Here is a 25,719-nt window from a genome sequence, read left to right on the forward strand (position 1 = left end):
GTTATAAACGGTCGTTAATTACAGTTCTTACAATGTCTATAGCTACAGTATTATATCTATCGTTAGGTATAATAATATCGGCGTAATTTTTTGTAGGTTCAATAAATTGCTGATGCATAGGTTTTAAAGTACTTTGATAGCGGTTTAAAACTTCATCAACATCTCTACCTCGTTCTTTAATGTCTCTTCTTACACGTCTAATTAAGCGTTCGTCAGCATCGGCATGAACAAAAACTTTTATATCACACAAGTTACGAAGTTCTTTGCTATTAAAAATCAAAATACCTTCAATTATAATAACTTTTCTGGGGTGTGTTTTTATAGTGTCTTTGGTTCTGTTGTGGGCAACGAATGAATATACCGGTTGTTCAATAATGCATCCGTTTTTTAATTCAGATAGGTGATCTACCATTAAATCAAAATCGATAGCTCTAGGGTGATCAAAGTTTATCTTAGTACGTTCTTCGTAAGTTAGGTTATCTGTTTGTTTGTAGTAAGAGTCCTGTGAAATAACGCAAACTTCATCTGCAGGAAGTTCGTTAATAATTTGGTTTACTACCGTGGTTTTTCCACTTCCTGTACCTCCAGCAATACCAATAACAAATATATTTTTCATTAAGTTTTTGTAAAAATAGAGTTATGACAAATTTAGCAAAATAAGCGCATAAAAAAAGCGCTAACTTTTTGTTAGCGCTTTTAGTTTTGAGCCGATGGAGGGACTCGAACCCACGACCTGCTGATTACAAATCAGCTGCTCTAGCCAGCTGAGCTACATCGGCGTTTGCCTCAAAAGCGTGGCAAATATATAATGTTTTTTGAAACTGAAAAAACTTTTTTTTATTTTTTTTAAAAGGTGTTTTTTGTAATGATTTTAGAAGTTTTTTAAGTTGTTGAATTTTAGTTTGTTTTGATTATTTAGAGAGGTAGAATTTTTTTGAAAAAAAATAAAAGAAGTCGGGATGAGTGGATTCGAACCACCGATCTCTGGTCCCCCAGACCAGCACTTTAACCGGACTAAGCTACATCCCGATGTTACAAATATATTTAAAAAAGAAAAGTTCTAAGTAATTTTACTTAGAACTTTATCAAGAATAAATATTATAATGAGAGTGGTAGTTGATGAAACTACTATTCCTATTGTGTATACTGTAAACGAGCTTAAACATTATTTATTGTTTAAGCTGTTAAAGGTTTTCCTTTTAAACGTTTTTCAATGCGTTGTTTTACAGCTGTTAACCGTTTCATTAAATCCATTAATGCGCTGTCTTTTGTTTGTTTATATACCTCATTAATCTCTAGTATAAGAGCTTTTGCTTCTCTAGCGGCTAGTATTCTATCACTAGTAGTAATAAACTTGAATTTTCTGTTTTCAAATTCTTCCGCCTTATTGATTAATTCTGAATTCATAAAATTTACCAATTTAATTTAAAATTTCTTTATTAGGTTTTGTCTGATAAAAAAGATATGTGCCTAAAAATAACTGGGGCGACAAATATATGGGAAACTTTCTGTTTCTAAACAAATAAGCTTATCAATTTGGTTTATTAGTTAATAAGTTTTTCTTATAAGACTAAAATATTTTCTAGCATTATCGTATTATCAGTTATAAGTATTATCTATAAATATAAAAGTAACGATTTTATTTTGCTATTTCAAATTATTAATAGAAAATTAACAGTTTTAGCTGGTTAATTTAGTGAATTTTTAAGGAATGAGAGAGTTTTTAGTTATTATGCAGTACTTTTGCGTTTATATAGACGTTAAAGTAGGAACATGAGAAAGTTATTATTCTTAATTTTTGTTGTTTTAATATTTTCTTGTAACAGTCAAGGAAAAAGAAGTGTTTTAGGAGATTCTAATTTTCAAAAGGAAATGAATGCTAAGTTTAAAGATGCTTCAAGATCTCCGCTTACAAAAAAAGGGTTAAAGAAATTTAAAGGCTTAGATTTTTTCCCTATTGATAAAAAGTACACTGTAAAAGCTAACTTAGAAAAGACGTTTAATACTCCTATTACTAATTTTCCTACAACAACAAACAGGTTGGTAATGTATAGAAAATATGGAGTTTTATCTTTTTCTATTGATGGAGAAGACTTTAAACTTACTATTTATCAAGATGTAAATCCTACTCCTGAGTATGCAAATCATTTGTTTTTACCTTTTTTAGATAAAACAAATGGAAAAACATCGTATAAAGGTGGTCGTTTTATAGATATTTATACGACCGATATACAGGAAGATGGAACTATAGAGGTAGATTTTAATAAAGCTTACAATCCTTACTGCGCTTACAGTGATAGGTATTCTTGTCCAATTACGCCAAGTGATAATTACATAAATACAGAAATTAAAGCAGGGGTAATGGCATATAAAAAACCAAAATAAAAGAGTCCTGCAATTGCAGGACTCTTTTATTTTGAAGGAGGTGTTAAACCTTCTTCACTGTCTTGTTTAATTGCTTTTATTAACGAATCCAAATATGGTTTTCTTACCTTGAGTTTAGTTTCTTTATGAGCTTTCTTGTTTAGTTTAGAAAACATTGAAGCTACTTTGATTGCAGTAGGTAATAGATGTTCTTGAGGAACAATTTTATCTAAAAAACCAGCGGTAATAGCATCTTGTGGATTGTAAATTTCAGAGCAACTAACACTTCTTTCAAAATAAACAGGGGTTAAACGTGCTTTAGCTATTTCAATACCGGCATTGTGCATGGTCATACCGATTAAAACTTCGTTTAATCCAATTTTAAAATCACCTTCAATTCCCAGTCTGTAATCAACAGATAGGAGTAAAAAAGCTCCTTTAGCTACTGCATGTCCAGAACAAGCTGCAATTATAGGGTAAGGAAAAGACAACATTCTATGCGATAAATTAGAGCCTTTGGTAACTAATTCTAAAGCTGATTCAGGAGATTGAGTCATGCTTTTTAAGTCGTAACCAGCAGAGAATATTCCTGGTTGTCCTGTTAGTATTACTGGTTTTTCTTCTTTTTCAGCTTTGTCAAAAGAGGTGTTTAAAGCATCAATCACTTCATGAGAAATAGCATTAGCTTTTCCGTTAGTAATAGTGATGATTACATAGTTTTCTTCTGATTTGTATTGTATAAGTTCACTCATTTGTTATATAAATTTACTCACAAAGTGAGATTTGTTTTTAGGGTAAAGTGTAGTTTAAATAGTTTGTGAATTCGTCCAAAAATAATTTACTAAGTAAATTCCTGCGAAAACAGCTAAAAATCCGATGATAAAGCTAGTAACAGTATATAGCGCAAAAGAGGCGAAATCTCCAGATTTTAGAAAGATATGATTTTCATAGGCAAAGGTTGAAAAAGTTGTAAATCCACCACAGAAACCAGTAGCTAATAATAAAGTGTGGTTTTGTGTTATGGTTTCGTTTTTAGTAGCAAGTCCTAAAATAATTCCAATAAGTAAACTACCAAGAATGTTAGCAACAAAAGTTCCGTACGGAATTCCTGTTTGAGAGCTGTTTAGAGCTTTTCCGATAATATATCGTAAAACGCTTCCTGCTCCACCACCTATAAAAACTAATAATAACTGTTTCACAAAAAATACTTCTGGGTTAATAGCCAAATTTTGCTCTTTTATTGAATGAGATGTTGTAAGAATCTCTACAGGAGCTTTTCATGTCATTGCGAAAATAAGAAAACCTCACAAATTTGTGAGGTTTTCTTTATATATATGTTATAGCGGTTTATAGTTCTACATCGTCAGCATCTGTCCAATTCCATTTTCCTGAAATGATTCCCTTTTTTACAGTAACAATACCAGGGTTAGCTCTGATTACGGTTTTTAGAGCAGTTTCATCACAAAAACCAAAGGTGTAAGGAAGGCCATATTCTTTTTGGGTAGCAGCTAAATCTTCAATGTAAGAAGCGGTTAATACATAAACTTCATAACCTTGTTCGCTAGCTTGTTTTGCAATCTTAGAAACATCAGCGATACCTTCTTTTTCTGTTTTCTTTAAATTAGACATAATAACAAGCATTGCTTTTTCTTTTGCAAGCATTTCTTCTAACTTATCTCCTTCGTCTGTCTCTATCATGAAATCATGTATAGGAGGAAGTTCGTCGCTATCTTCTGGGTATTCCATTCCTTTGGCAATATCTGTACCTATAGAATAAGCTCTAAAATCAATAATTGGTAAATGTTGTAAAACATAATAAGTTATAATTAATGATAGAAAAACAGAGCTAAAGGTTGTTAAAGAAGCAAATTTATTTGAAACTAAAGGTTTAATGTGTTTAACTCCAATAATAAGAATCACAATAAAAATCATAAAAACAACATTCTTGTAAAATGTTTCTTTAGGTGTAAGTTTTAAAGCGTCACCAAAACATCCACAATCTGTAACTTTGTTGTAGGTATAAGAGTACCAAGTTAAAAATAAGAAAACTAGGTTTAAACCAAATAAGCTCCAAACAGTAAGTTTAGGTTTGTAACCTACTAAAAGCATAATACCTAAAACCAATTCGGTAACAATTAAAAGAATTGAAAAAGGTAAAGCGAAAGGAATTAAGAATTCTAAATTTAATACATCGGCGCCAAAATATTCTTCAAATTTATATTGAGATCCGATTGGATCTATCAATTTTACAAATCCAGAGTAAATAAAAAGAAGTCCTACAAGTACTCTTGAAATATGAGTTAGCATTTTTAAAATCATAGGGGTGTTTTTTAGGTTAATTATCTGATTCAGAAAGGTGAATCATGGCAAAAATAGCATAATTAATCATATCTTGATAATTAGCATCAATTCCTTCAGAAACTAAAGTTTTGCCTTGATTGTTTTCAATTTGTTTTACACGAAGTAGTTTTTGCAGAATTAAATCGGTTAACGAAGAAACTCTCATGTCTCTCCAAGCTTCACCATAATCATGGTTTTTGTTTTCCATTAACTCTTTGGTGTTTTTTATGTGTTTATCGTATAAAGTAGTAGCCTCTTCGGTAGTTAAATCAGGTTGCTCAACAATACCTAACTCAATTTGAATTAATGCCATTACCGAATAATTGATAATGCCTATAAATTCTGATTTTTCTCCTTCATCAACTTTTCGCTCAGTATTTTCTTGTAATTGGCGTATACGTTGAGCTTTGATAAATATTTGATCGGTTAATGATGGAAGTCTTAAAATCCTCCAAGCACTACCATAATCGCTCATTTTTTTTATAAATAAACTTTTACATTCTTCAACTACAGCATCATACTGTTTTGAGGTATCTTGCATCTTTCCTGTTTAAAAGTATTCGACCAAAAATAGTAAATATTACAAGCTTTTCATTTATTTTTACTTGGAAATTTAGCATGATGACAATTAATTGTAAAGGAACCTTGGTGGATTTAACTAAGCCTAAGGTTATGGGGATTTTAAATGTTACTCCTGATTCTTTTTTTGATGGAGGAAAGTATAAAAATGAACGAGATATCCTTGTACAGGCAGAAAAGATGTTGAGTGAAGGGGCTACGTTTATTGATGTAGGTGCATATTCTTCAAGACCAGGAGCAAAGCATATTTCGGAAGAAGAGGAACTACAAAGAATGCTTCCTGTGGTGGAGTTGTTGGTTAAAAATTTTCCTGAAATTATTATTTCGGTAGACTCATTTAGAAGTAGAGTAGTGGAAGAGTCGATAAATGCAGGTGCTGGAATTATAAATGATATTTCTGGTGGAAAGATGGATGCGCAAATGTTTGAGACAGTGGCAAAATTACAAGTTCCATATATTATGATGCATATGCAGGGAACACCGCAAAATATGCAACAAAATCCTCAATATGAAAATGTGGTTACGGAAGTAGTTTCTTTTTTTGCAGAACAGCTTTTTAAATTGCGTCAGCTAAAGGTTAATGATGTAATTATAGATGTTGGTTTTGGTTTTGGAAAAACACTTAATCAAAACTATGAGTTGCTTAAAAGGTTATCAATGTTTAAAAGTTTAGATGTTCCTATTTTAACTGGGGTTTCTAGAAAATCTATGTTATATAAATTGTTAGGAATTACATCGCAAGAAGCTCTAAATGCTACTACTGTAGCAAATACAATTGCTTTGCTAAACGGAACGCATATTTTAAGGGTGCACGATGTAAAAGAAGCAGTTGAGGCGGTTAAAATTGTGGAACAGTTGTAATAAAATCCTTACATTTACTTATTAGGTAAAGACAAAATGCCTAAAAGCTTGTTTTAAAGTTAAAAAACTTCAAAAAATTAATGAATTTAGATTTCATCAACTTTTCGTTTCTTGATGTGTTAGATATTTTTTTGGTAGCTGTGTTGCTTTTCTATATCTATAAGTTGTTAAAAGGAACCGTAGCGATTAACATTGTAATAGGAATTGCATTTATATTTTTAATATGGAAAGTTACTCAAGCCTTGCACATGGAGATGTTAAGTGGTATTTTAGGTTATTTACTTTCTGGTGGTGTTATAGCATTGATTATTGTGTTTCAACAAGAAATTCGTAAGTTTTTATTAATGATAGGAACTACTAACTTTTCTACTAAAAAGGGGTTTTTAAATCAGTTGAAGTTTCTAAAAACTGAAATTCATTCAGAAACAGATGTTGAAACTATTTTAACAGCTTGTGTTAACTTGTCAAAAACTAAAACAGGGGCATTATTAGTCATTGAAAAAACAAATAACCTTGATTTTTTAATTAATACGGGAGATAAAATGAATGCTTTGGTGAATGAAGCAATTATAGAGAGTATTTTTTATAAAAATAGCCCGTTACATGATGGAGCAACAGTTATTCGTGATAATTATATTGTAGCTACTCGAGTAATACTACCTATTTCTAGTAGTACTAAAATACCTTCTAGGTTTGGGTTACGCCATAGAGCAGCTATTGGGGTTAGTGAGAAAACAGATGCCCTTTGTTTATTGGTTTCAGAAGAAACAGGTGAGCTTTCTTATATAAAAGATGGTGAATTTGTGTTGTATAAGTCGCTGGAAGAACTTCGTAAAAAATTAGAAAAAGATGTCATGGCATAAAAAAAGCTCGCAACTTGCGAGCTTTTTTTATGTTCTGTCCAAAAAAGATTATTGAGCAGGAGCCATTTTAGATTGAATAGCAGTCATAACTTGGCTAAACTTAACAGCATCATCTTGACTTAAATTACCAAGAATTTCTTGTGATTTACTAGCTAATTCAACACCTTTTTGAGCTAATTCAGAGTTTTTTACTACATCTCCTTTTGCTTCTATGTATGTTTTAGCATACTCAGTATAAGACTGTAAGTATTCACCTACTTTTGGATCTTCAAATTCAGGAATTTCGATACCTTCAATTGCAGACTCTACAGCTTTAACAGCTTCTTCAGTAGTTTCTTCAACTTCCTTAGCAGCTTCTTTAGTTTCTTCAGTAGCTTTGTCTACTGTTTCAACAGCTTCTTTTTTAACGTCTTTAGCTTCTTCTTTTGTGTTTTTACAAGAGGTTGCTAATAAAGAAGCAACTACAAATGCAGATAAAATTACTTTTTTCATCGTTTTTGATTTTTAATTTTTAGATTGAATAACAAATGTACTATTTTGATTGATGTAAACAAATTTATTTACACTACCGTTTCATTATTAAACTGTTTTTCGTACAAATTCTTATAATAGCCGTCGTGTTTTTTTAATAACTCTATGTGATTTCCTTTTTCGACTATGGATCCTTTGTCCATAACTATAATCATATCAGCCTTTTTAATAGTTGCTAAACGATGAGCAATTACAATAGAAGTTCTATTTTTTGTAATTTCATCCGTAGCATATTGAATCATTTGTTCTGCATGTGCATCAACTGAAGAAGTAGCTTCGTCTAAAATTAAAATACTAGGTTTACTAACATATGCTCGTAAGAAAGCAATTAATTGGCGTTGACCAGATGATAACATACCACCACGTTCTTTTACATTATAATAGTAATTGTTAGGAAGACTCATAATAAATTCATGAATTCCTATTTGTTTAGCGGCAGTTTGTACTTCTTTGAGAGAAATTTTATCATTTTTAAGAGTGATGTTGTTTAAAATACTATCAGAAAATAAAAAAACATCTTGTAATACCACAGCTATTTTTTGACGTAAAGAAGTTATTTTGTAATCTTGAACAGGAATATTGTCAATATATATTTCACCACTATCTATTTCGTAAAAACGATTTATAAGATTAATTATAGTTGATTTTCCGGCTCCTGTAGCCCCAACAATGGCAACGGTTTGTCCTTTTTTAACACTAAAATTAATACCTTTTAAAATTTCTTCCCCTTTTATATAGCTAAATTTTACATCTTTAAAATTAATAGCTCCTTGTATGTTGTTAGCAATAATTGATCCATTCTTATCTATAGAGCTCTCAGTGTCTATTATGTTAAAAACACGTTCACCAGCAACAATCCCCATTTGTAACTGATTAAATTTGTCAGCTATTTGTCTTAAGGGTCTAAAAAGCATTTGAGCCATTTTTATAAAACCAATAATGGCACCAACACTTGCAGCTTTGTTTTCAACTACTTGTAAACCACCATACCAAACAATTAAACCTATTGCAATTGAAGATAAAATCTCTGCGATAGGGAAAAAAATAGAATAATACCAAACTGTTTTAACATGTGCTTTTTTATGTTTGTTATTAATATCAATAAAGTTTTTATACTCTATCTTTTCTCTATTAAAAAGCTGAACTATTTTCATTCCCGTAACTCTTTCCTGAACAAAGCTGTTTAGGTTTGCTACTTGGTTTCTTACATCTTGAAAAGTAGATTTTATGGCTATTTGAAATAATTTAGTAGCATAAATTAAAACAGGTAAGGTTGCAAGTGCTATTATTGCTAGTTTCCAATTGGTATATAGCATTACGACTATTACCACAATCATTTTCAAAACATCGCTAACGATCATAAAAACACCTTGTGTAAAAAAATTAGCAATAGTTTCTATATCAGAAACAACACGAGTTACTAATTTTCCAACTGAAGAGTTGTCAAAATATCCCATTTTAAATTGGAGTATTTTTCTAAAAGTGATAGCTCTTATGTCTCTAATAATATGTTGTCCAACCCAGTTAGCGTAGTAAATAAAACTAAATTGGAAAAAGACTTGAATTAATAAAACCACAATCATGGCTATTGTGAAATACAATAGTCTAGAAAAATCTTTGTTTGTAATAAAGTCATCTATGGCTGCCATTAAAATGACAGGGGTTAGCACAGCAAATCCTGCTAGTAAAATAGTAGATAATGCTGCAATTATAAATCGTATGCGATACTTTTTTGCAAAACTCATTAGTCGTGCAAAAATTTTAATATCGAATGCTTTTCCTGTTGTTTTACTCACTATATATATTCGTATTTTACTTTTGTTAAAAATAAACCTTTTGCAGGAACAGATACGCCTGCTTTACTTCGATTTTTACTTTCTATGATTTTTTTGAAATCATTTACAGTTATTTTTTCTAAACCAACGTCAATTAAAGTTCCAACAATAGCACGAACCATGTTTCTTAAAAAACGATTGGCACTGATATGAAACGTTAACTCATTACCATTTTTAATCCATTTAGCATTGGTTACAGTACAGTTAAATGTATGTACATCTGTCTTTACTTTTGAAAAGCATTCAAAATTTTCATAATCATATAGAGTTGCAGCGGCTTTATTCATTAACTCTATATTTAATTGCTGGTGGTGTAATTGCCAAGTAGTATTTAATAAAAAAGGATTTCTACCTAGCCAAATTTTGTACTCATAGCTTCTACTAAGTGCATCAAAACGAGCATGAGCATCGTTATGTACTAGTTGAGTATTAAAGATAACGATGTCATTAGGTAAAATAGCGTTTAACTTGTAGGTGAAATTACTGTTTAGTGGGGTTTCTACATCAAAATGAGCAAACATTTGAGATGCATGCACGCCAGCATCTGTTCTTCCTGCACCTACGATAATTATTTCTTTTCTTAAAATAGTGCTAATAGCCTTATTTATTTTTTCTTGAACGGATATTGCGTGTGGTTGTATTTGCCATCCATGATAATTTTTTCCGTTGTATGCTAATTCAATGAAATACCTCAAGAAGTGTAAAGATTTTAAATAGCTAAATTATAAAATTATAACTTGAAATGTACTAGATATGAGGTAAAATAATGTTTTAAGTTTTACTAAAATACTTATAAGTTAATAATGTGTTGGTTTGATTTTTATTAGTTTTGTTTCAATGAAGAAAATTTTATTACTTTCCGATACACATAGTTTTATAGATGAACAAATTTTAAAGTTTGTAAAACAAGCTGATGAGGTTTGGCATGCAGGTGACATTGGAAACCTACAAGTTACTGATAGTATAAAAAAGCTAAAACCACTGAGAGCAGTGTATGGAAATATTGATGATAAAAGTGCTCGGGCAGAATTTCCGTTAGATAATAAATTTATAATAGATGGTGTTTCGGTTTGGATAACTCATATTGGAGGCTATCCGAATAAATATAATCAAAGGGTTCGAGAAGAGTTAAAAAGTAATACACCACAACTGTTTATTTGTGGACATTCGCATATATTAAAAGTTCAGTATGATAAGAATCTGAATTTGTTACATTTAAATCCAGGAGCAGCAGGAAATCATGGATTTCATAAAGTTAGAACGATGTTACGTTTTGAAATAGATAATAGTAATATAAAAAATATGGAAATTATTGAATTAGCTAACAGAGGTTAACTTGTTAAAGTTGTTTTCTTTTCTTAATATTGGAACTATAATTTGTATTGTAGTGCCTACATTTATTTGAGACTTTATGGTTAGTTTGCCATCCATCATGTGAACTCTAGCTTCAACTTGGTTAAGTCCAATACCATCAGAAAAAGAAGAAGACGAGGTAGAAAATCCTACCCCATCATCCTTAACGAGAACGGTTAGTTGATTCTTCTCTTCTTTTAAATCTATTTGTGCATGTTTGGCTTTACTATGTTTCAAGATATTATTGATTAATTCTTGAATCACATTAAATATTTTTATTTCAAATTCTTGATTATATCTATTGATGTTTTTTGCGGAAACCTCAAGTTTTAATTGGCTATTAGAATATTTTTTAACAACATCTTTAATAGCATATTCTAGCCCAAATTTTAAAAGGATAGAAGAAACTAAGTTATGAGATAAGTCTCTAACTTTTTGAGAGGCTTCTGAAATAATAGCTTGTGTTTTTTCTATTTCTTGTGGTGTACCTCCGTTAAATTGTTTTTTTGTGGCTGTTAAATGCATATTAGCAGATGAAAGTAAAGCACTAACATTATCGTGTAATATTTCTGCGATAAGTTTTCGTTCAGTTTCTTTTCCGTCAATCGTAGCATTAAGAATCTTAATTTGAGCTTCGGATCTTACTTTCTCAAGGTTTTGTTGTTGTATAAGTTTACTTTCAGATAACTTGAGGCGTAAGTTTTTTTGACGAAGTTTATAGTTATATATAATTACTCCTGAAACAATTAATACTAAAAAACTTAAAGCACCAAAGAGCATAGAGGTTTTAGCTTCTTGTGCTTCTTCTAGTTTACGTTGTTCTTCGACTAAATTAACTTTTTGTTTCTCTAAGTCAACTTTATGTTTTTCAAAAACTCCTTTAACAATTCTTCGCATTTCTCTATCAGTTAAAGTATCTTTTATTATGTAGGACTTTTCTTGATATTCATAGGCTTTATAATCTTTCAATAAATACAATGCCCATGCAATATTATAATATATGTCTTGTTTGTGTTTTATTGCATCTAGGCTACTATCGTTTCTTATTATGTTTATTGCTTCAAAATATGTCTTTTTAGCTAATTCATATTTTTTTTCATTCAATATGATATTGGCTAAATTGGTAAGGGCTTTTGATTCTGATAACCTTTTATTATTCTGCCTATGTATTTCAATAGATTTTTTGATGTATTCTTTCGCAAGCTCATAATTTGATTCTTGTATGTAAGTTGCTGAAAGATTATTATATGCTTTTCCTTTTATGTAGGTCAAGTTTTTATTGAGTGGATCTAATTCTGTAATTTTTCTGTAATAAAGTTTAGAGCTGTCTCTGATACCTAGTATAGAATATTGTACACCTATTCTTAGATAGGTATTAGCTAATGTTGTGTCATTCGGAAATTTATTATAATCATTACTGTCGATTAAGGATTTCTTCGTCAAGATTTTTAATGATTGATTAAAGAAATTTAGGGCCTTTTCATGATTGTTTCTTTTTTTGAAAATGTTTCCTATTAGAAACAAACATTTGTATTCCATCTCTAAATTTTTTCCGCTCACTGATTGAGATAAATCTAATAATTGCTCGAGTGCTTTGGAGTACTCTTCATTATTGTACAATTTTAAAGCACTATCATACCTTGAATTTTCATTTGATGGTTTATTTTCCTGAAAATAGACAAAATAATTACATGTTCCTGCTTTTATATATAAAGCAGGAAGAATTATAAAAAAAAGAGAAAATATGTTTTTTCTAAAGTCCAAAATTTTTGATTAAGAGGCTATGTCCCATACTACTTTAGGTTTTTCTACTATGGTAGATTCCTCGCCTCTACTTAAATATTTATGATTTACAAAATTTAACTTAATCAAGTTAGAGGAATTGACCTGTAACTGTCTCGAAAACCTGTTCTCTACTACTGATTCTCCGTTGGCTAAATGCACTTCGTAGGTTTCTGTTTCTTTGTTGTATACGAAGTCTGTAGTTACATTATTATTTACAGTAAAATCTAATTTATAAGTACCATCTCCATTTGCTGTAATACTATACGAATTTAAAAATTCTGTAATTCCTTTAGCAAAGGTAATATTTTCGTCTTCAATGTAAATATTAGTCCTTTTTCCGTTCCTGGTTTCTAGGAAACCAATTTTTAAATGATTGTTTTCAATAGAAAAATCATTAGAGTGTTTTGTAGATGTTTTTTGTGCAGTTTCAGCTAAAATAATCTCTTTAGAATTGTCTGTATTAGTCAATGTAGTTACATCGGTATTATTAGCTGTATTAAAATCAATAGAGTAGGCCCCAGTTGCATCTCTTTTAAGTGTATATGATTGTAATAAACTTTCTGGATTATTCTCTATAACTTCTGCTTCGTTAGAAGAACAAGAAGCAAAAATAACACTAAGACTCAAAGCTAGTAAATAAGGAGTAAAGTTTTTCATGACTTGTATATTTATTGAGATTAGATTTTTTAAAAAATAGCGATGTACTTAGGATAGATGTTAAGAGACGGGGGACAATATCTCTTAGGGGATAAAAGAAAACAAAATGAAGGGGTTTTCTATACTATGTTAAATAACGCGTACATCGCTATTGGGTTTATTATTAGTAGCAGTTGATTAGCGATGCATGAAGTGAATAGACTCGGGGGGCTTCTTCTTAATCTGGGGGACTAAAGAAAATTTGAAGGGTTGATTATGTCTTTACACTATTTTGTTTCTCACAGCATACATCGCTAAACCTACTACATTTTTTACTTTTAATTTTTTATATAAATTACTTCTATATGTTTCTACTGTTTTAATACTAACATTTAGTTTTTTTGCTATTTCACTAGAGCTTTTTTCTTTTGCTATTAATCTTAATACAGCAATTTCCCTCTCGGTTAAATCTCCATGCAAAAACTCTGGTTCATCTTCGTCTTTTGCATCTGAAGCATATAAGTCTAATAACTTTACTTTAATGTCTTCGCTAATGTATTGTATACCATTGTGAACGACTTTTATAGCGTCAATTATTTGCTCATTAGCTCGACTTTTATCAACAAAACCATTGGCTCCTAATGCAATCATTTCTTGAACAAGTTTTGGATCACTCAAACCAGAAAGAATTATTGTTTTAATAGTTGTATTACGTTTTCTAAACGTTTTTAAAACTTCAATACCATCCATTTCAGGCATGTTTATGTCTAAAACTAATACATCAGCTGTGTTTTTTGAAGACCAATTTACTACTTGCTTACCAGTTAAAGAATAGCCTTCAACTTCAATGTTATCTTCAGTATTTAATAAAGCAATGACACCGTCTATTAATATCTTATGGTCATCTGCTATGTGAACTTTTATCTTGTTGTAATTCATGATTGTTATTACAGTTACAAATTTATGAGGTTAAAAGAGTGTGTACAATACACAGTATCCCTAATTGTTTTATTAGTGACTCAGGGAAAACCCTGAGTTTTTTTTAACATTTCTTTAACATTTAAGGCTAGAGGGCTTGAATAGCCTACGGAATCAAAAATAAAAAACCGAGATTTAATTCTCGGTTTTTTTCGCACTAAATATACTAAGATGTTAGGTTTATCGTAATCTATCTACAGATTTTACAAGATCTTCATCCTTCTTAATGGCTCTATTTGCTAAAACTAATAGCAAAATAACAATGATAGGAAAGAACATCCCAATACCTTTCTCAGAAACCAAAGCTTCTCCAGATAATGTTTGTGATAAATAAATCAATAGTCCTAATAAAAAAAGGTTTATCAATATGTTTAACCGGTTTAGTACAAATTGTAACTGACGATTTTTAAATAGAAATATTGTTACAATAGCTACTAAAGCCGAAATAAAAAATAAAACAGGAATACTTTTTTGTAAGATTGAGTTCTCAGAAAATAAATCTAAAACATAAATAGGATTAGTTTGGGAGTTACTCCAAAGACTAACTATAAAAGTCAATCCTCCAGAGATAATTCCTGCTACTAATAGGTATATAGATTGTATTCTTTGTATCATAATTTTTTATCGGGTAGCAAATGTAATACTTCTTTTTTTAAAAAGAAATATTAGAAGTTAAAATATTTGTATATATTTGCCTTGTATGTAACCGCACAGAATTATTATATAGCCCCTATATAATTAGCACTCAAAACAAAACTTAATACAAAACAATTCTTTACAAATAAGGAATTTTAGTAACTTAATTATTTAACGAATGTTCGATATTTCGGAATTAAAAACTAAAAAATTAGCTGATTTACAAGTTATTGCCAAATCAATAGGATTAACAAAGATTAGTCAACTAAAAAAACTAGACTTAGTATACAAAATTTTAGATGCGCAAGCAGAAGCAAGTGCTAATGAGGCTAAACCTAAACCTGCTGCACCTAAAGCAGACAAGCCTAAAAGGAAAAGAATAGCTAAAACAGAAGCTAAAACTACTGCAGAAAATCCAGAAAAGGTTGTTAACGAAACTGAAGTGAAAAAAACTCCAGAAAAAGTAACTCCAGAAAAAAAGGAAGTTGTTAATAAGCCTAAGAAAAGACAAGAAGAGAAGAAGCAAGTTCAAGCTTCAGAGGATAAAAAGCAACAACCTCAACAGCAAAAGCAGCAGCATAATAAAAACCACAATAATAGAGGTAATAAGCATAATAAAAATCAGAATACTAATAAGCAGCATCATAAAAGTGGTAATAAGTACCGTGACCCTGATTTTGAGTTTGATGGTATTATTGAAAGTGAAGGTGTCTTAGAAATGATGCCTGATGGATATGGTTTTTTACGTTCTTCAGATTACAACTATTTATCATCACCTGATGATATTTATGTGTCACAGTCTCAAATAAAGTTATTTGGATTAAAAACAGGTGATACAGTTAGAGGTAACGTACGTCCTCCAAAGGAAGGAGAAAAGTACTTCCCGTTAATTAGAGTATCAAAAATTAATGGATTAAATCCTAACATCGTAAGAGATCGTGTATCTTTTGAACACTTAACACCATTATTTGCTAATGAAAAGTTTAACTTAGCAGAAAAAGGAAGTTCATTGTCAACTAGAATCATTGATTTGTTTTCTCCAATAGGAAAGGGACAACGTGGTATGATTGTGGCGCAACCTAAAACGGGTAAAACAGTATTGTTAAAAGATGTAGCAAAAGCAATTGCAGCAAATCATCCTGAAGTTTATCAGATTGTTTTATTAATTGATGAACGCCCAGAAGAGGTTACTGATATGCAACGTAGTGTACGTGGTGAGGTAGTTGCATCTACTTTTGATGAACCAGCGGATAAACATGTTCGTGTGGCTAATATTGTGTTGGAAAAAGCAAAACGTTTAGTAGAGTGTGGACATGATGTAGTAATTTTATTAGATTCTATTACACGTTTAGCAAGAGCATACAACACCGTGGCACCAGCATCTGGGAAGATTTTATCAGGAGGTATTGATGCTAATGCATTACACAAACCAAAACGTTTCTTTGGGGCAGCTCGTAACATTGAAAATGGAGGTTCTTTAACTATTATTGCTACTGCACTTACTGAAACTGGTTCGAAAATGGACGAGGTTATCTTTGAAGAGTTCAAAGGTACGGGTAATATGGAGTTACAATTAGAGCGTAATATTGCTAATCGCAGAATTTACCCTGCAATTGACTTAATTAAGTCGAGTACACGTCGTGATGATTTATTATTAGATGAAAAGACTGTACAACGTATGTGGGTATTACGTAAGTATTTAGCTGATATGAACCCTATTGAAGCAATGGAGTTTATTCAAGACAGAATTAAAAGATCTTTAAATAACGAGGAGTTCTTGATTTCAATGAACGGATAGTCGTTAGTTTATATAAAATAAAAAAATCCCGCTAGATGTGGGATTTTTTTATTTTGGGTATATCACAGAATCTAATGGAACATCAAACTTATGAGTATCTTTTATCTTTTTGATAGGGGGAAAGAAGTTAAGTCCAATGGTGCGAGCATCTTCTCTACATTCAGATAAAAATCGATCATAAAAGCCCTTTCCGTAACCAACCCTATAGTTCTGTTCGTCAGAAATTAACATAGGAACAAAAACTAAATCAATATCTTTTACATTAGCTTCTTCCGCATTTATAGGTTCCGGAACTCCAAATTTATTGAGTTCTAGCTCAGTGTCTTTTTCAAAATAGAAATGTGAAAGAGTATCATCTTCGAAATTACAACGACTAACAATAATTCTTTTTCCTTTGCCTCTAAAAAAATCAATGATGGGCTTCGTGTCTATTTCATTAAACTTTCGCATGGATAAAAACAAATGTACAGTATGAATATCATCAGTTTGTAACTCGAATATTTGTTGGTAAATGCTCTCTTGTAATTTTTCTTTTTCTGTTTGAGTAAGCGTATTTCTCTTTTGTTTGTATAGTTTTCTAAGGTCAGATTTGAGCATGTTAGCTGATTTTATTTTGATTCATTTTTCGTTGAATTAAGAAAATCACAATTGCAGTAATCGCTGAAGAAGGAATGACTACTTGAGTGAGACTTAACTTAAAGTAATCGGCAGTGAATCCTATTATTACTAGAAGTAAAACTGTTAAGACTATACCGTAAGAAATATAACTCAACGTGGATTTTTTTGAAGTTTTTACAAACTCTTTGTTAAGTATGAATAAGTTTTTTCTTTGTAAAAGACTGTTTTTAAAGTTTGTGATGAATCTATTCCAACAATTTATTTCTGCTTGTGAAACAAACTGATTAGAAGGATCAACAAGTCCTTTTACAAAAACTAGATTGTTGTCAAAAGTTATTTGAAATTGACTTTTCCATTTAAGAGGGTTGAGAACAAGTCCGTTTTTTAACTTTGATCCTTGTTTAAACTCTAATTGAAAAAAGTTTTCTTCACTCTTAAACTTACCTTCTTTAAAATATTCTTTTGTCAGTTTATAGTTTAATTCTGTAGAGTTAGGAGTTATAAGTTCAAAGGAGTATTCTAAACTATCTTGTTCTATCATAAATTTCGTAATTCTTCTTGAAGTTTTTTTGTTAATCCTTTCACTATAAGTTCGTATGAATGGTTAATTAATTCAAAAGCAAAAGTATCAGAAACATCATTGTTCAAAGTAACTGTGTTCCAGTGTTTTTTACTCATATGAAATCCTGGGTTAATACTTTCATATTCAGTTCGTAATTCTAAAGCACGCTCAGGCTCACATTTTAAATTAATTTTAGGTTCATGTTGCTCCCAACTATTTAAACCCGATAAAGCAAACATTTTATTCATTACTTTAAATACTAAAACATTATCATCAAACGGAAAATGTTCAGTTACTCCTTTTTTGGTAATGCAATAGTTACGAAATTCTTCAATATTCATTATTCAATTAAATTTTGAGTTGATTCAGGAATTTTTAAAGCAGTGTAGTCTAGTTTCCATCCAATAGTTTCCACTAAATTTTGCATTAAGGTAACTGCTTCTAGGGCTTCTTTGTTTGCTGTTTGCATTAAATTACTTTCAGGTATTTTTTGAAGAATGTGTTCTCTCGCTTCTTTATTTACTTCAGTTAAATCTTCAGAACTAAACTTGTTAAGTAATCCGTTTTGAATATCATAGAAACGTAAATTAGGCTCTATTGAAAATACTTCAGGTTGAGGAAATTCAGAAAGAACTAATACTTTTTTCTTAGTATCTGTATGCATTTTTATTTTCCTAAAATCAAAACCAATATGCACTTTAGCATTAATTAGAATAATGGCTTTTTTCTTACTGGTAACAAGTCCTAAAAATTTTTCTTTGGTGTTTTCATGGTGATATATTTCGGCAAATTCTCCTTCAACAGTAATTAATTTAGATACTTTTTTTATTTTATCTAACAAAACTACCGATTGTTTTTCGGTCAAATTTTTTCTTTTTACTGAGGTGAATTTTTTAAAAATATAATAGGATATAATGGCTCCTCCTGCCAAACCTATAAAAAGTAATTCCATAACTACGAATTTACATAAAATAGGTAAAGCATAAAAAAGAATATATAATGTAAGAGTTTTTAAAGACAAAGTGAGCAAAGGAGAGTTATTTTGTATTTTTATTCCCAGAAAGAGCAAGAGTTTATCAGAGCTTAATAAAAACTAATCAATGAGGTCAGTAAGTACAACAGAAAAAGAACTAAAAGAGCGTATAAAAGAGTTAACCTGTCTTTATGAGGTAACATCTTTAATAATAAACGCTAATCTTGATCAAGTTGATGTAACTTTAAAAGCAATAACGAAAAGTTTAAAAAAAGCATTACAGTTTCCAAAAAGCACCCAAGTTTTTATCGATATAGAAGAGTATTCTGAAGAGAAAAGTAAAACAAAGAAAGAGCTTTGTATAATTTCAAGTACTATTCTGGTATTTAACATACCTAAAGGAAAAATATCAGCATTTATAAAAGGAAAAGAACTTAAGGATAATCTATATTTAAAAGAGGAAAAAGAATTATTTGATACAGTTGCTATAAAAATAGGGGGACTTTTAGAGCGTATTGAAATAAAGAACAATGAGCTGTCGATGAGGCGTAAAATGGAACACGCCGATCGTTTATCAATCTTAGGAGAATTAACCGCTGGTATTGCCCATGAATTAAATACCCCGCTAGCTAATATTTTAGGTTACTCAGAATTATTGAAAGCAGATATGTCTAGTAATGAAAAGGCTTTGGCAGATGTAGATAAAATTATTCAAAGTACAATTTTTTCAAGAGAAGTAGTAAAAAAACTCATGTATTTTGCTTGTGAAATGCCACAAGAAATGAAAAAAGTAAATATTATTCCGAGTATAAAAGATGCAATAAACTTATTGGATGCTACTTTTAGAAGACAGTCTGTAAAATACCTAGTGAAAGTGGAAGAATCTGAGTTGTGGTTACGGGCAGATACGGTTCAACTTACTCAGATTATTTTCAATCTTATTATTAATGCTATTTACTTTTCACCTAAAAATGGACTGGTGACTATTGAAACATTTCAAACGGATAAAGAAGTGATATTAAGAATTTCTGATGAAGGGATAGGATTAAGTGACGAAGGTCTTGAAAAAGTATTTCAGCCTTTCTATACAACGAAGCCAACAGGAGAAGGAACAGGGTTAGGGTTAAGTGTTGTGCATGGTATTGTATTGAGTCATAAAGGAACAATAACAGCTAAAAATGGCATTGAAAAAGGTGCTATCTTTGAGGTTAGATTACCAAAATAAAAGAAATGCCGTTAAAAAAGGAAAATATATTAATAGTAGATGATGATGTTCATATCTTAGAGTTGTTACATCGACATTTACAATCTTGGAATTATCATACCTACAAGGCAGTATCAGTTAAAGAAGCAGTTACAATTTTAAGAGATACCCCAATTGATTTACTAATAACCGATTTAAAAATGCCAGAAGTGGATGGCTTTGAGCTTGTAAAATTTGTTTCAGAACACTATCCAAAGTTACCTAAACTTATAGTAACAGGATATCCATCTGTTCAAGATTCATTAGAAGCCATTAAGTCAGGAGTAGTAGCATACCTAACGAAGCCTTTTACAAAAGATGAGTTGAAAACAGCAATGGATGATGCTTTAAAAAAAGCAGAAAAAAGTCATAAAAAAACTACTCAAGAAAAAGAGAAAAAGGACTTTTATGGAGATATGATAGGGGCTTCAGAAAAGATTAATGAAATTTTTCAAATAATAGATCGAGTAAAAAATAATAAAGCAACAGTTTCTATTAAAGGAGAAAGTGGAACAGGTAAAGAGTTAGTGGCTCGTGCAATACATTATGAAGGGAAATTTGCTAAAGGACCATACATAGCGGTAAACTGTGGAGCAATTCCTGAAAATTTATTAGAGTCTGAGTTGTTTGGTTATATAAAAGGCGCTTTTACAGGAGCAGATAGTAACAGGAATGGTTTTTTTCAAGCGGCTAATGGAGGAACTATTTTTTTAGATGAAATAGGAAATGCTTCGTTAAATGTACAATCAAAGTTATTAAGAGCTTTACAAGAAAAAGAAGTGGTGAAGGTTGGAGCTCAAAAAACAGAGAAAGTAGACGTAAGAATTATTGCTGCTACCAACAATAATTTAAAAGAAATGATTCAAAAAAGAACATTTCGAGAAGATCTGTTTTATAGGTTGACAGTAGTAGAAATAGAAGTACCACCTTTACGAGAAAGAAAAGAAGATATTTCTATGTTAGTAGAAAAATTTCTGTTTAAATATGGGGTAGAATATAAAGATAGGTTCGTAAAAATAAGCCCTAAAGCCTTAGCTATACTACAAAGATATAATTGGCCAGGTAATATTAGAGAGTTAGAAAATATAATACAACGTGCGGTAATTATGTGTGATCGTATAGTAGAAGTAGAGCATTTACCTGATTCACTAAAGTATAATGTCGATTTTTCTGAGGAAAGATTAATCCCCTTAAAAGAAATGGAAAAACGTCATATACAATATGTATTAAACGCAACTAATAACAATAAAACAAAAGCAGCAAAAATTCTTCAAATAGACCGTAAGACATTACGAGAAAAGCTGAAAGAATAACAAAACTTTTTATGGGTGTTTTTTCTCCACTTGAGGAGAAATTACCCGTTTTTATTTTAAGTAAAAATTTATAAAAACTTCCAGAGCCTCTTGTTTGCAAGGGGTTGGGAGTTTTTCTTTTTTTTGGCATCATTAACGGTATATCATTTGCTTTTAAGAGAGAGAATAAAATAAATATAATTTATGAATGCTAACCCTTTTAATATTTGTCCATCATGTACAGAGATAAATATATGTGTGTTAACCAAATTTAAAGAAAAGGTATGGTCGTGTAGTGAGTATAATGAGGTAGATGTAAAAAAAGAAAAAAAACAGGCAGTCATTATAGAAAAAGAAATGCAAGCTGTATAAAAACAGAAAAAATTAAAAGCAACATAAATTCAAACATAAGTGAGATGACTTTAACTAAGGAATTAAAAAAACCAGTGAAGCGAAAGAATGCTAGAGGGATGGTTGATAATGTACTAGAGCAATTTAATAGTGCGTCTGATCAAATTGGTTTACACCCTAATATTCGTAAAATATTAAGCATTACGAATAACGAAATTATTGTTAATTTTCCTGTAAAGATGGATAATGGAGACGTTGAAATTTTTCAAGGATATCGTGTACAGCATAACAATGCTTTGGGACCATATAAAGGAGGTTTACGTTACCATCCAACGGTAGATATTGATGCAGCCAGAGCATTAGCTATGTGGATGACATGGAAAACATCTCTTGCTGGCTTACCATACGGTGGAGGTAAAGGAGGAATTCAAATAGACCCAGCAAAATATTCAAAAGATGAATTAGAGCGTATTACCAGACGTTTTACGTTTGCATTAGGAGATAATATTGGACCAGAGCATGATATTCCTGCTCCAGATGTTAATACAAACGCCCAAACTATGGCGTGGATGGCTGATACGTATATGAGCACCAAAGCACCAGCAGAACGCTCAATGAATCAACATGTAGTTACTGGAAAGCCAATAGGTAGTGGAGGTCTTGAAGGGAGAGATAGAGCTACAGGTTATGGAGTTTTCTTAACCATCAAGTTTTGGGTAGAAGAAAATAACCAAACTTTAGAAGGAAAAACTTTTATTGTTCAAGGGTTTGGAAACGTTGGGTATTGGGCGGCTTACTTTTTAGAACAAGAAGGAGCAAAAATGATAGGGGTTCAAGATGCTTATGGAAGTATTCAAAATACGAACGGAATTAAAGTAGATGACCTTTTCAATTATACAAAAGCTAATAATGGAAGTTTGGTAGAGTACCCAGAATCAATAGCAATAGAGAAGGAAGATTTTTTTGCTACTGACTGTGATATTTGTATACCAGCAGCATTGGGTAATCAGATAACTGAAGATAATGCACACTTAATCAAAGCTAATTTAATAGCTGAAGGAGCAAACGGACCTATAAATGTTGAAGGAGAAAAAATTCTTTTAGAAAAAGGAGTAACAATTATACCTGATATACTATGTAATTCAGGAGGAGTAATCACTAGTTATTTCGAGTGGCTTCAAAACCGTAACGGAGAGTTGTGGAATATGGAAGAAGTAATTACGCGATTAGACAAGAAGCTAAAAGACTCCTATACTAGAGTTTCAGATTATGCTAAGTTAGAAGGTGTTGATATGCGAAAAGCAGCTTACTGTATAGCGATACAACGTATTGAAAAAGCGTATGTTCAACGAGGTATTTTTCCATAAAAAGGAGTAAAATGAAACACGGAAGTTTAGTTTTAGAGAAAAAAGAGTATGTATACATTAAGAGTTTACTTAATGTTTCAGCGCATACTGAAGAAAGTAAAGTACAAACATCATTAGGCAAGTTTGCTGAGGAGTTAAAAACAGCAAAAATTTTAGATGAAGAACAAATGTTTGATGATGTCATACGCTTAAATACTGTTGTGACTATAGCTTCTGGAGATGTTTGGGAAAAAACTATTCAGATTGTAAGACCAACTGAAAAGGATTTGAAAACCAACAAGGTTTCTATTTTAACGCCAATAGGTATAGCTTTATTTGGTTATGCTCTAAATGATGTAGTTCATTGGGATTTACCAGGAGGGAAGAAAGAAGTTAAAATTTTAAAAGTAGTTCAAGAAAAAAAGAACGAAAGTTTCAGTACCTTAATTTAAAGATAAAAAAATGACACTTAATAATCACGGTAGCGATATAGATGTAGTACATAAATACAACCATGTAGAATTAAAAGGATGGGTAGATCAGTTACAGTATATTAATAAAGAGATTGAGAACCTTTTAAGCTTGCATGAATACTCTTTAGTCAATAAAACTATTTCTAAAGAAATACTAGAACTCTTTTCTAAGAGAAAAAAAGTAAATAATGAGCTTTATAAAACTGTTTTATCATATTCAAATACCTATGTAAATGTAGCAGAATGTGACGATATACAGTGCGATATGGCTTATTTAGAAGAGTACGATAGGTTACGTGAGAATTATCAAAATAATTTAGAAGCTTATCAAAAACTTAAAGACAAATTTTTTGATGAAGTCTTATTAAAAGAATAGCATTCTTGTTAAGCAAGTATGTTAGATTTGTAGAGTTAGTTGTAAAACCTTGGAATCATGTAGTTCCAAGGTTTTTTTGTTTTAAAAAAGAAGTACTTATTAATTTTTTATATCATAAAAACTTAGTTCACTTAAAAATTTACTAGGAGAAGTACCAAACTTCTTTTTAAAGGCAGTAGAAAAGTGTTGTGGGTTTTTATAACTTACCTTTTCAGAAACCTCATTTACGGTATGGCCTTTTAATAAAAGTTCTTTAGCCTTATTCATTCTTAAATTAGCAATAAATTTAAATACGGTAATACCAAATGTGGTTTTAAACCCTTTTTTTAAGGCATATTCATTGGTGCCAATTTCTTTACATAACAAAGATAAGGTTAGCGGAGATGTATAATTATTAAGTATATATTCATAAACCCTTTCAATTTTATTAGCTTCAGTAGTAGTTAGCTTTGTTGTGTTTTTTTTAGGAGTACTAGGTTTAAACTGATAAAGTTGTAATAAAAGAAGATCTAATATTTTAGAGGTAATATGTATTTTTCGAAAATGATTATCCCATTCAGAGGCAATAACTTCTTTTATCAAAAAATGCATTCTTGAATTTATTAAGCAGTTTTCTGAATTAAGTTTACCAAATTTTTTATCACTAATGATTTTTTTAAAATCATCAAACCTAATATCATCGGGTAAATACTGAATGAAGAATAAAGGAGATAAGTTAAGGCGTACAATAAAAGATTCTGAAGATTCACACTCTAAAAAGCCTTTTGTATTGCTATAAAAGTTAATATTATGTGAGTTAGAGTTAAAAAAATACTTACTTTCTATTTCAGGTATATGTATAGTAAACTTCCCTTTTAAGTTAAATAACATTTCTATACTTTCTCCTTTAATATTAAAAGATATTTTATAGCCTTTTATAGTTTTTATGGAGCCAAAACCTATTTTGAAGTTTTCAAATACATGCTCCTTATACCAACCTTTAAAATTATCTTCATTAAAGTTAGTTACTAAGGTTTTGTAAAAATTATCATTTATATTTTTAATATTAGATAGCTTATCAAAAATAGCTTCTTCATTATTATATATGGTAACCTTCATGCTTTCTTATTCCGTTTAACGTATGTTTTTTATCCGTTTAACGTATCCCCCGATTTTCGAATAAAAATTAGTTTTGCAGAAGACAAAAATAATTTATTTTTATTTAGTCTTAATAAGTAAAATTAGTTTTAACATAAAAAATGACAAAATCGATTTTAGTTATAACTTATAAAAAAAATAGCATGTTAACAATTATAGGCTGTTTAGCTCTCATAGGTTTTTATTTTTTATACAGTACTTCAAATAGAGCAGATTTAACATTTTATTTACCTCTTCAAAAATGGATTAATGAGAATAAAATAAAAGGAAAGTATATAGGTGTAGTCTTGTTAATTATTGGTTTAACTAGCGCGATTTTATATTTAGGTTTTGGCGCAGGAATATTTTCATATTTAACTCTATTAATGTTAGTGTCAAGTTTAGTTGTTTTAATTGAACCTTTACGCTTTTTAAAATTCTCAATATTAGTTGTTATGATGATTTTATCACTATTACTTGAAGTTTATCTTAAATAATTATGCCAGCAAATAAAAAATATTTGACAAGTTCACCTATCCAGCGTATTGCAAAAATAAGTGCTGGTTTTGTAGGAGGATATGTTGTAACAGAAACCTTTCACATCATGTTAATGACTTTTTTAAACATACCAAATGTAATAATGACACTACGTTTTTTTGGATTTATTATGTGGGCGGTTTTAATGATTTTAGCCTTTTTAGCCAAAAGTGCATGGAAAATATGGGCACTTTATACCCTTGTTAGTCTTCTATTTATTATAGTCATTTACTTAAATAATCCAAATCAATTATAATAAAATATTAAAATACC

At 30.4% G+C, this 25,719-nt stretch carries 31 protein-coding genes and 2 tRNA genes; 13 read left to right on the top strand and 20 right to left on the bottom strand.

Annotation, left to right across the window (positions count from 1 at the left end):
• Position 1 precedes the first annotated feature (1 nt).
• The 4 genes from udk to ABMY20_RS08495 form a co-directional block, all read right to left on the bottom strand.
• Positions 2-607, bottom strand: coding sequence for a uridine kinase (gene udk / locus ABMY20_RS08480; protein WP_047790269.1), 606 nt, complete (start codon positions 605-607; stop codon positions 2-4).
• Positions 608-705: 98 nt separating this feature from the next.
• Positions 706-779: transfer RNA gene (locus tag ABMY20_RS08485), tRNA-Thr, on the bottom strand.
• Between the two features lie 175 nt (positions 780-954).
• Positions 955-1,029: transfer RNA gene (locus tag ABMY20_RS08490), tRNA-Pro, on the bottom strand.
• A gap of 147 nt (positions 1,030-1,176) precedes the next feature.
• Positions 1,177-1,407 (bottom strand): hypothetical protein, encoded by a 231-nt coding sequence (locus ABMY20_RS08495; protein ID WP_047790221.1) that lies wholly within the window; start codon positions 1,405-1,407, stop codon positions 1,177-1,179.
• 366 nt (positions 1,408-1,773) lie between these two features.
• On the opposite strand from ABMY20_RS08495, the gene ABMY20_RS08500 reads away from it, so the two are divergent.
• Entirely contained in the window at positions 1,774-2,385 is a 612-nt protein-coding gene (locus ABMY20_RS08500) for a DUF1684 domain-containing protein (protein ID WP_349265085.1), read from the top strand.
• A gap of 26 nt (positions 2,386-2,411) precedes the next feature.
• Here the strand turns inward: ABMY20_RS08500 and ABMY20_RS08505 are convergent, their stop codons facing one another.
• From ABMY20_RS08505 to ABMY20_RS08520, 4 genes are all read right to left on the bottom strand, one after another.
• Positions 2,412-3,116: a crotonase/enoyl-CoA hydratase family protein gene (locus tag ABMY20_RS08505; RefSeq protein WP_073184674.1), complete on the bottom strand. Its 705-nt coding sequence runs from the start codon at positions 3,114-3,116 to the stop codon at positions 2,412-2,414.
• Positions 3,117-3,170: 54 nt separating this feature from the next.
• Positions 3,171-3,563, bottom strand: coding sequence for a fluoride efflux transporter CrcB (crcB, locus tag ABMY20_RS08510; RefSeq protein ID WP_047790268.1), 393 nt, complete (start codon positions 3,561-3,563; stop codon positions 3,171-3,173).
• 148 nt (positions 3,564-3,711) lie between these two features.
• Positions 3,712-4,683 (bottom strand): BT_3928 family protein, encoded by a 972-nt coding sequence (locus ABMY20_RS08515; protein WP_253057100.1) that lies wholly within the window; start codon positions 4,681-4,683, stop codon positions 3,712-3,714.
• 16 nt (positions 4,684-4,699) lie between these two features.
• Positions 4,700-5,245 carry a DUF1599 domain-containing protein gene (locus ABMY20_RS08520; protein WP_349265086.1) on the bottom strand — a complete coding sequence of 182 codons (546 nt, stop codon included), beginning with the start codon at positions 5,243-5,245 and terminating at the stop codon, positions 4,700-4,702.
• 80 nt (positions 5,246-5,325) lie between these two features.
• Here ABMY20_RS08520 and folP point away from each other — a divergent pair, with 80 nt between their 5' ends.
• Entirely contained in the window at positions 5,326-6,144 is an 819-nt protein-coding gene (gene folP / locus ABMY20_RS08525) for a dihydropteroate synthase (RefSeq protein WP_349265134.1), read from the top strand.
• 80 nt (positions 6,145-6,224) lie between these two features.
• Positions 6,225-7,007 carry a diadenylate cyclase CdaA gene (gene cdaA / locus ABMY20_RS08530; RefSeq protein ID WP_047790215.1) on the top strand — a complete coding sequence of 261 codons (783 nt, stop codon included), beginning with the start codon at positions 6,225-6,227 and terminating at the stop codon, positions 7,005-7,007.
• Between the two features lie 48 nt (positions 7,008-7,055).
• Here the strand turns inward: cdaA and ABMY20_RS08535 are convergent, their stop codons facing one another.
• The 3 genes from ABMY20_RS08535 to truA form a co-directional block, all read right to left on the bottom strand.
• A complete protein-coding gene (locus ABMY20_RS08535; protein WP_047790214.1) occupies positions 7,056-7,499 on the bottom strand; it encodes a hypothetical protein in 444 nt (147 codons plus the stop codon).
• A gap of 68 nt (positions 7,500-7,567) precedes the next feature.
• Positions 7,568-9,334 (bottom strand): ABC transporter ATP-binding protein, encoded by a 1,767-nt coding sequence (locus tag ABMY20_RS08540; protein ID WP_349265087.1) that lies wholly within the window; start codon positions 9,332-9,334, stop codon positions 7,568-7,570.
• Positions 9,334-10,068 (bottom strand): tRNA pseudouridine(38-40) synthase TruA, encoded by a 735-nt coding sequence (truA, locus tag ABMY20_RS08545; protein ID WP_047790212.1) that lies wholly within the window; start codon positions 10,066-10,068, stop codon positions 9,334-9,336. Before truA ends, ABMY20_RS08540 begins: the two co-directional genes overlap by 1 nt.
• A 142-nt stretch (positions 10,069-10,210) precedes the next feature.
• On the opposite strand from truA, the gene ABMY20_RS08550 reads away from it, so the two are divergent.
• The gene (locus ABMY20_RS08550) at positions 10,211-10,708 is read left to right on the top strand and encodes a metallophosphoesterase family protein (RefSeq protein ID WP_159494549.1); all 498 of its coding nucleotides are present in this window, start codon (positions 10,211-10,213) and stop codon (positions 10,706-10,708) included.
• Here the strand turns inward: ABMY20_RS08550 and ABMY20_RS08555 are convergent.
• The 4 genes from ABMY20_RS08555 to ABMY20_RS08570 all read right to left on the bottom strand — a co-directional run bounded on the left by ABMY20_RS08555 (position 10,691) and on the right by ABMY20_RS08570 (position 14,740).
• Positions 10,691-12,490 carry a tetratricopeptide repeat-containing sensor histidine kinase gene (locus ABMY20_RS08555; protein WP_073184665.1) on the bottom strand — a complete coding sequence of 600 codons (1,800 nt, stop codon included), beginning with the start codon at positions 12,488-12,490 and terminating at the stop codon, positions 10,691-10,693. The genes ABMY20_RS08550 and ABMY20_RS08555 overlap by 18 nt on opposite strands.
• 9 nt (positions 12,491-12,499) lie before the next feature.
• Complete coding sequence (locus ABMY20_RS08560; RefSeq protein ID WP_073184662.1) at positions 12,500-13,168, bottom strand: hypothetical protein; 669 nt, start codon at positions 13,166-13,168, stop codon at positions 12,500-12,502.
• 261 nt (positions 13,169-13,429) lie between these two features.
• Positions 13,430-14,086 (bottom strand): response regulator transcription factor, encoded by a 657-nt coding sequence (locus ABMY20_RS08565; RefSeq protein WP_073184660.1) that lies wholly within the window; start codon positions 14,084-14,086, stop codon positions 13,430-13,432.
• 219 nt (positions 14,087-14,305) lie between these two features.
• Positions 14,306-14,740: a DUF4293 domain-containing protein gene (locus tag ABMY20_RS08570; protein ID WP_349265088.1), complete on the bottom strand. Its 435-nt coding sequence runs from the start codon at positions 14,738-14,740 to the stop codon at positions 14,306-14,308.
• Positions 14,741-14,939: 199 nt separating this feature from the next.
• Between ABMY20_RS08570 and rho the strand changes: the two genes are divergently transcribed.
• Positions 14,940-16,559: a transcription termination factor Rho gene (rho, locus tag ABMY20_RS08575; protein WP_047790207.1), complete on the top strand. Its 1,620-nt coding sequence runs from the start codon at positions 14,940-14,942 to the stop codon at positions 16,557-16,559.
• 48 nt (positions 16,560-16,607) lie between these two features.
• Here rho and ABMY20_RS08580 read toward each other — a convergent pair whose 3' ends face one another.
• The 4 genes from ABMY20_RS08580 to ABMY20_RS08595 are packed head-to-tail and all read right to left on the bottom strand — an operon-like array spanning position 16,608 to position 18,691.
• Positions 16,608-17,156 carry a 5-formyltetrahydrofolate cyclo-ligase gene (locus tag ABMY20_RS08580; protein WP_349265089.1) on the bottom strand — a complete coding sequence of 183 codons (549 nt, stop codon included), beginning with the start codon at positions 17,154-17,156 and terminating at the stop codon, positions 16,608-16,610.
• A gap of 1 nt (position 17,157) precedes the next feature.
• On the bottom strand, positions 17,158-17,718 hold the full coding sequence (locus ABMY20_RS08585) for a hypothetical protein (RefSeq protein WP_047790205.1): 561 nt from the start codon (positions 17,716-17,718) through the stop codon (positions 17,158-17,160).
• The gene (locus ABMY20_RS08590) at positions 17,715-18,080 is read right to left on the bottom strand and encodes an MmcQ/YjbR family DNA-binding protein (protein WP_349265090.1); all 366 of its coding nucleotides are present in this window, start codon (positions 18,078-18,080) and stop codon (positions 17,715-17,717) included. Before ABMY20_RS08590 ends, ABMY20_RS08585 begins: the two co-directional genes overlap by 4 nt.
• On the bottom strand, positions 18,080-18,691 hold the full coding sequence (locus ABMY20_RS08595; protein ID WP_047790203.1) for a DUF4230 domain-containing protein: 612 nt from the start codon (positions 18,689-18,691) through the stop codon (positions 18,080-18,082). The genes ABMY20_RS08590 and ABMY20_RS08595 overlap by 1 nt, the downstream gene beginning before the upstream one ends.
• Before the next feature lie 148 nt (positions 18,692-18,839).
• Between ABMY20_RS08595 and ABMY20_RS08600 the strand changes: the two genes are divergently transcribed.
• The 6 genes from ABMY20_RS08600 to ABMY20_RS08625 all read left to right on the top strand — a co-directional run bounded on the left by ABMY20_RS08600 (position 18,840) and on the right by ABMY20_RS08625 (position 23,793).
• Positions 18,840-19,937 (top strand): HAMP domain-containing sensor histidine kinase, encoded by a 1,098-nt coding sequence (locus ABMY20_RS08600; RefSeq protein WP_173359692.1) that lies wholly within the window; start codon positions 18,840-18,842, stop codon positions 19,935-19,937.
• 5 nt (positions 19,938-19,942) lie between these two features.
• Positions 19,943-21,268: a sigma-54 dependent transcriptional regulator gene (locus tag ABMY20_RS08605; RefSeq protein ID WP_349265091.1), complete on the top strand. Its 1,326-nt coding sequence runs from the start codon at positions 19,943-19,945 to the stop codon at positions 21,266-21,268.
• Between the two features lie 183 nt (positions 21,269-21,451).
• Complete coding sequence (locus ABMY20_RS08610; RefSeq protein WP_156167091.1) at positions 21,452-21,619, top strand: hypothetical protein; 168 nt, start codon at positions 21,452-21,454, stop codon at positions 21,617-21,619.
• A 44-nt stretch (positions 21,620-21,663) separates the two neighbouring features.
• Positions 21,664-22,965 carry a Glu/Leu/Phe/Val dehydrogenase gene (locus ABMY20_RS08615; protein WP_047790200.1) on the top strand — a complete coding sequence of 434 codons (1,302 nt, stop codon included), beginning with the start codon at positions 21,664-21,666 and terminating at the stop codon, positions 22,963-22,965.
• A gap of 11 nt (positions 22,966-22,976) precedes the next feature.
• Entirely contained in the window at positions 22,977-23,396 is a 420-nt protein-coding gene (locus tag ABMY20_RS08620) for a GreA/GreB family elongation factor (protein ID WP_047790199.1), read from the top strand.
• A gap of 10 nt (positions 23,397-23,406) precedes the next feature.
• Complete coding sequence (locus tag ABMY20_RS08625; protein WP_047790198.1) at positions 23,407-23,793, top strand: hypothetical protein; 387 nt, start codon at positions 23,407-23,409, stop codon at positions 23,791-23,793.
• A gap of 99 nt (positions 23,794-23,892) precedes the next feature.
• On the opposite strand, the gene ABMY20_RS08630 is transcribed toward ABMY20_RS08625, so the two are convergent.
• Positions 23,893-24,891 carry an AraC family transcriptional regulator gene (locus tag ABMY20_RS08630; RefSeq protein WP_349265092.1) on the bottom strand — a complete coding sequence of 333 codons (999 nt, stop codon included), beginning with the start codon at positions 24,889-24,891 and terminating at the stop codon, positions 23,893-23,895.
• 182 nt (positions 24,892-25,073) lie between these two features.
• On the opposite strand from ABMY20_RS08630, the gene ABMY20_RS08635 reads away from it, so the two are divergent.
• Positions 25,074-25,406 (top strand): hypothetical protein, encoded by a 333-nt coding sequence (locus ABMY20_RS08635; protein ID WP_239180025.1) that lies wholly within the window; start codon positions 25,074-25,076, stop codon positions 25,404-25,406.
• 2 nt (positions 25,407-25,408) lie between these two features.
• Positions 25,409-25,702, top strand: a complete 294-nt coding sequence (locus ABMY20_RS08640; RefSeq protein WP_073184632.1) for a hypothetical protein — start codon at positions 25,409-25,411, stop codon at positions 25,700-25,702.
• Positions 25,703-25,719 lie beyond the last annotated feature (17 nt).

It is taken from the genome of Tenacibaculum sp. SSH1-16, assembly GCF_040104435.1.
In the GTDB taxonomy this organism is placed as follows: Bacteria; Bacteroidota; Bacteroidia; order Flavobacteriales; family Flavobacteriaceae; genus Polaribacter; species Polaribacter mesophilus.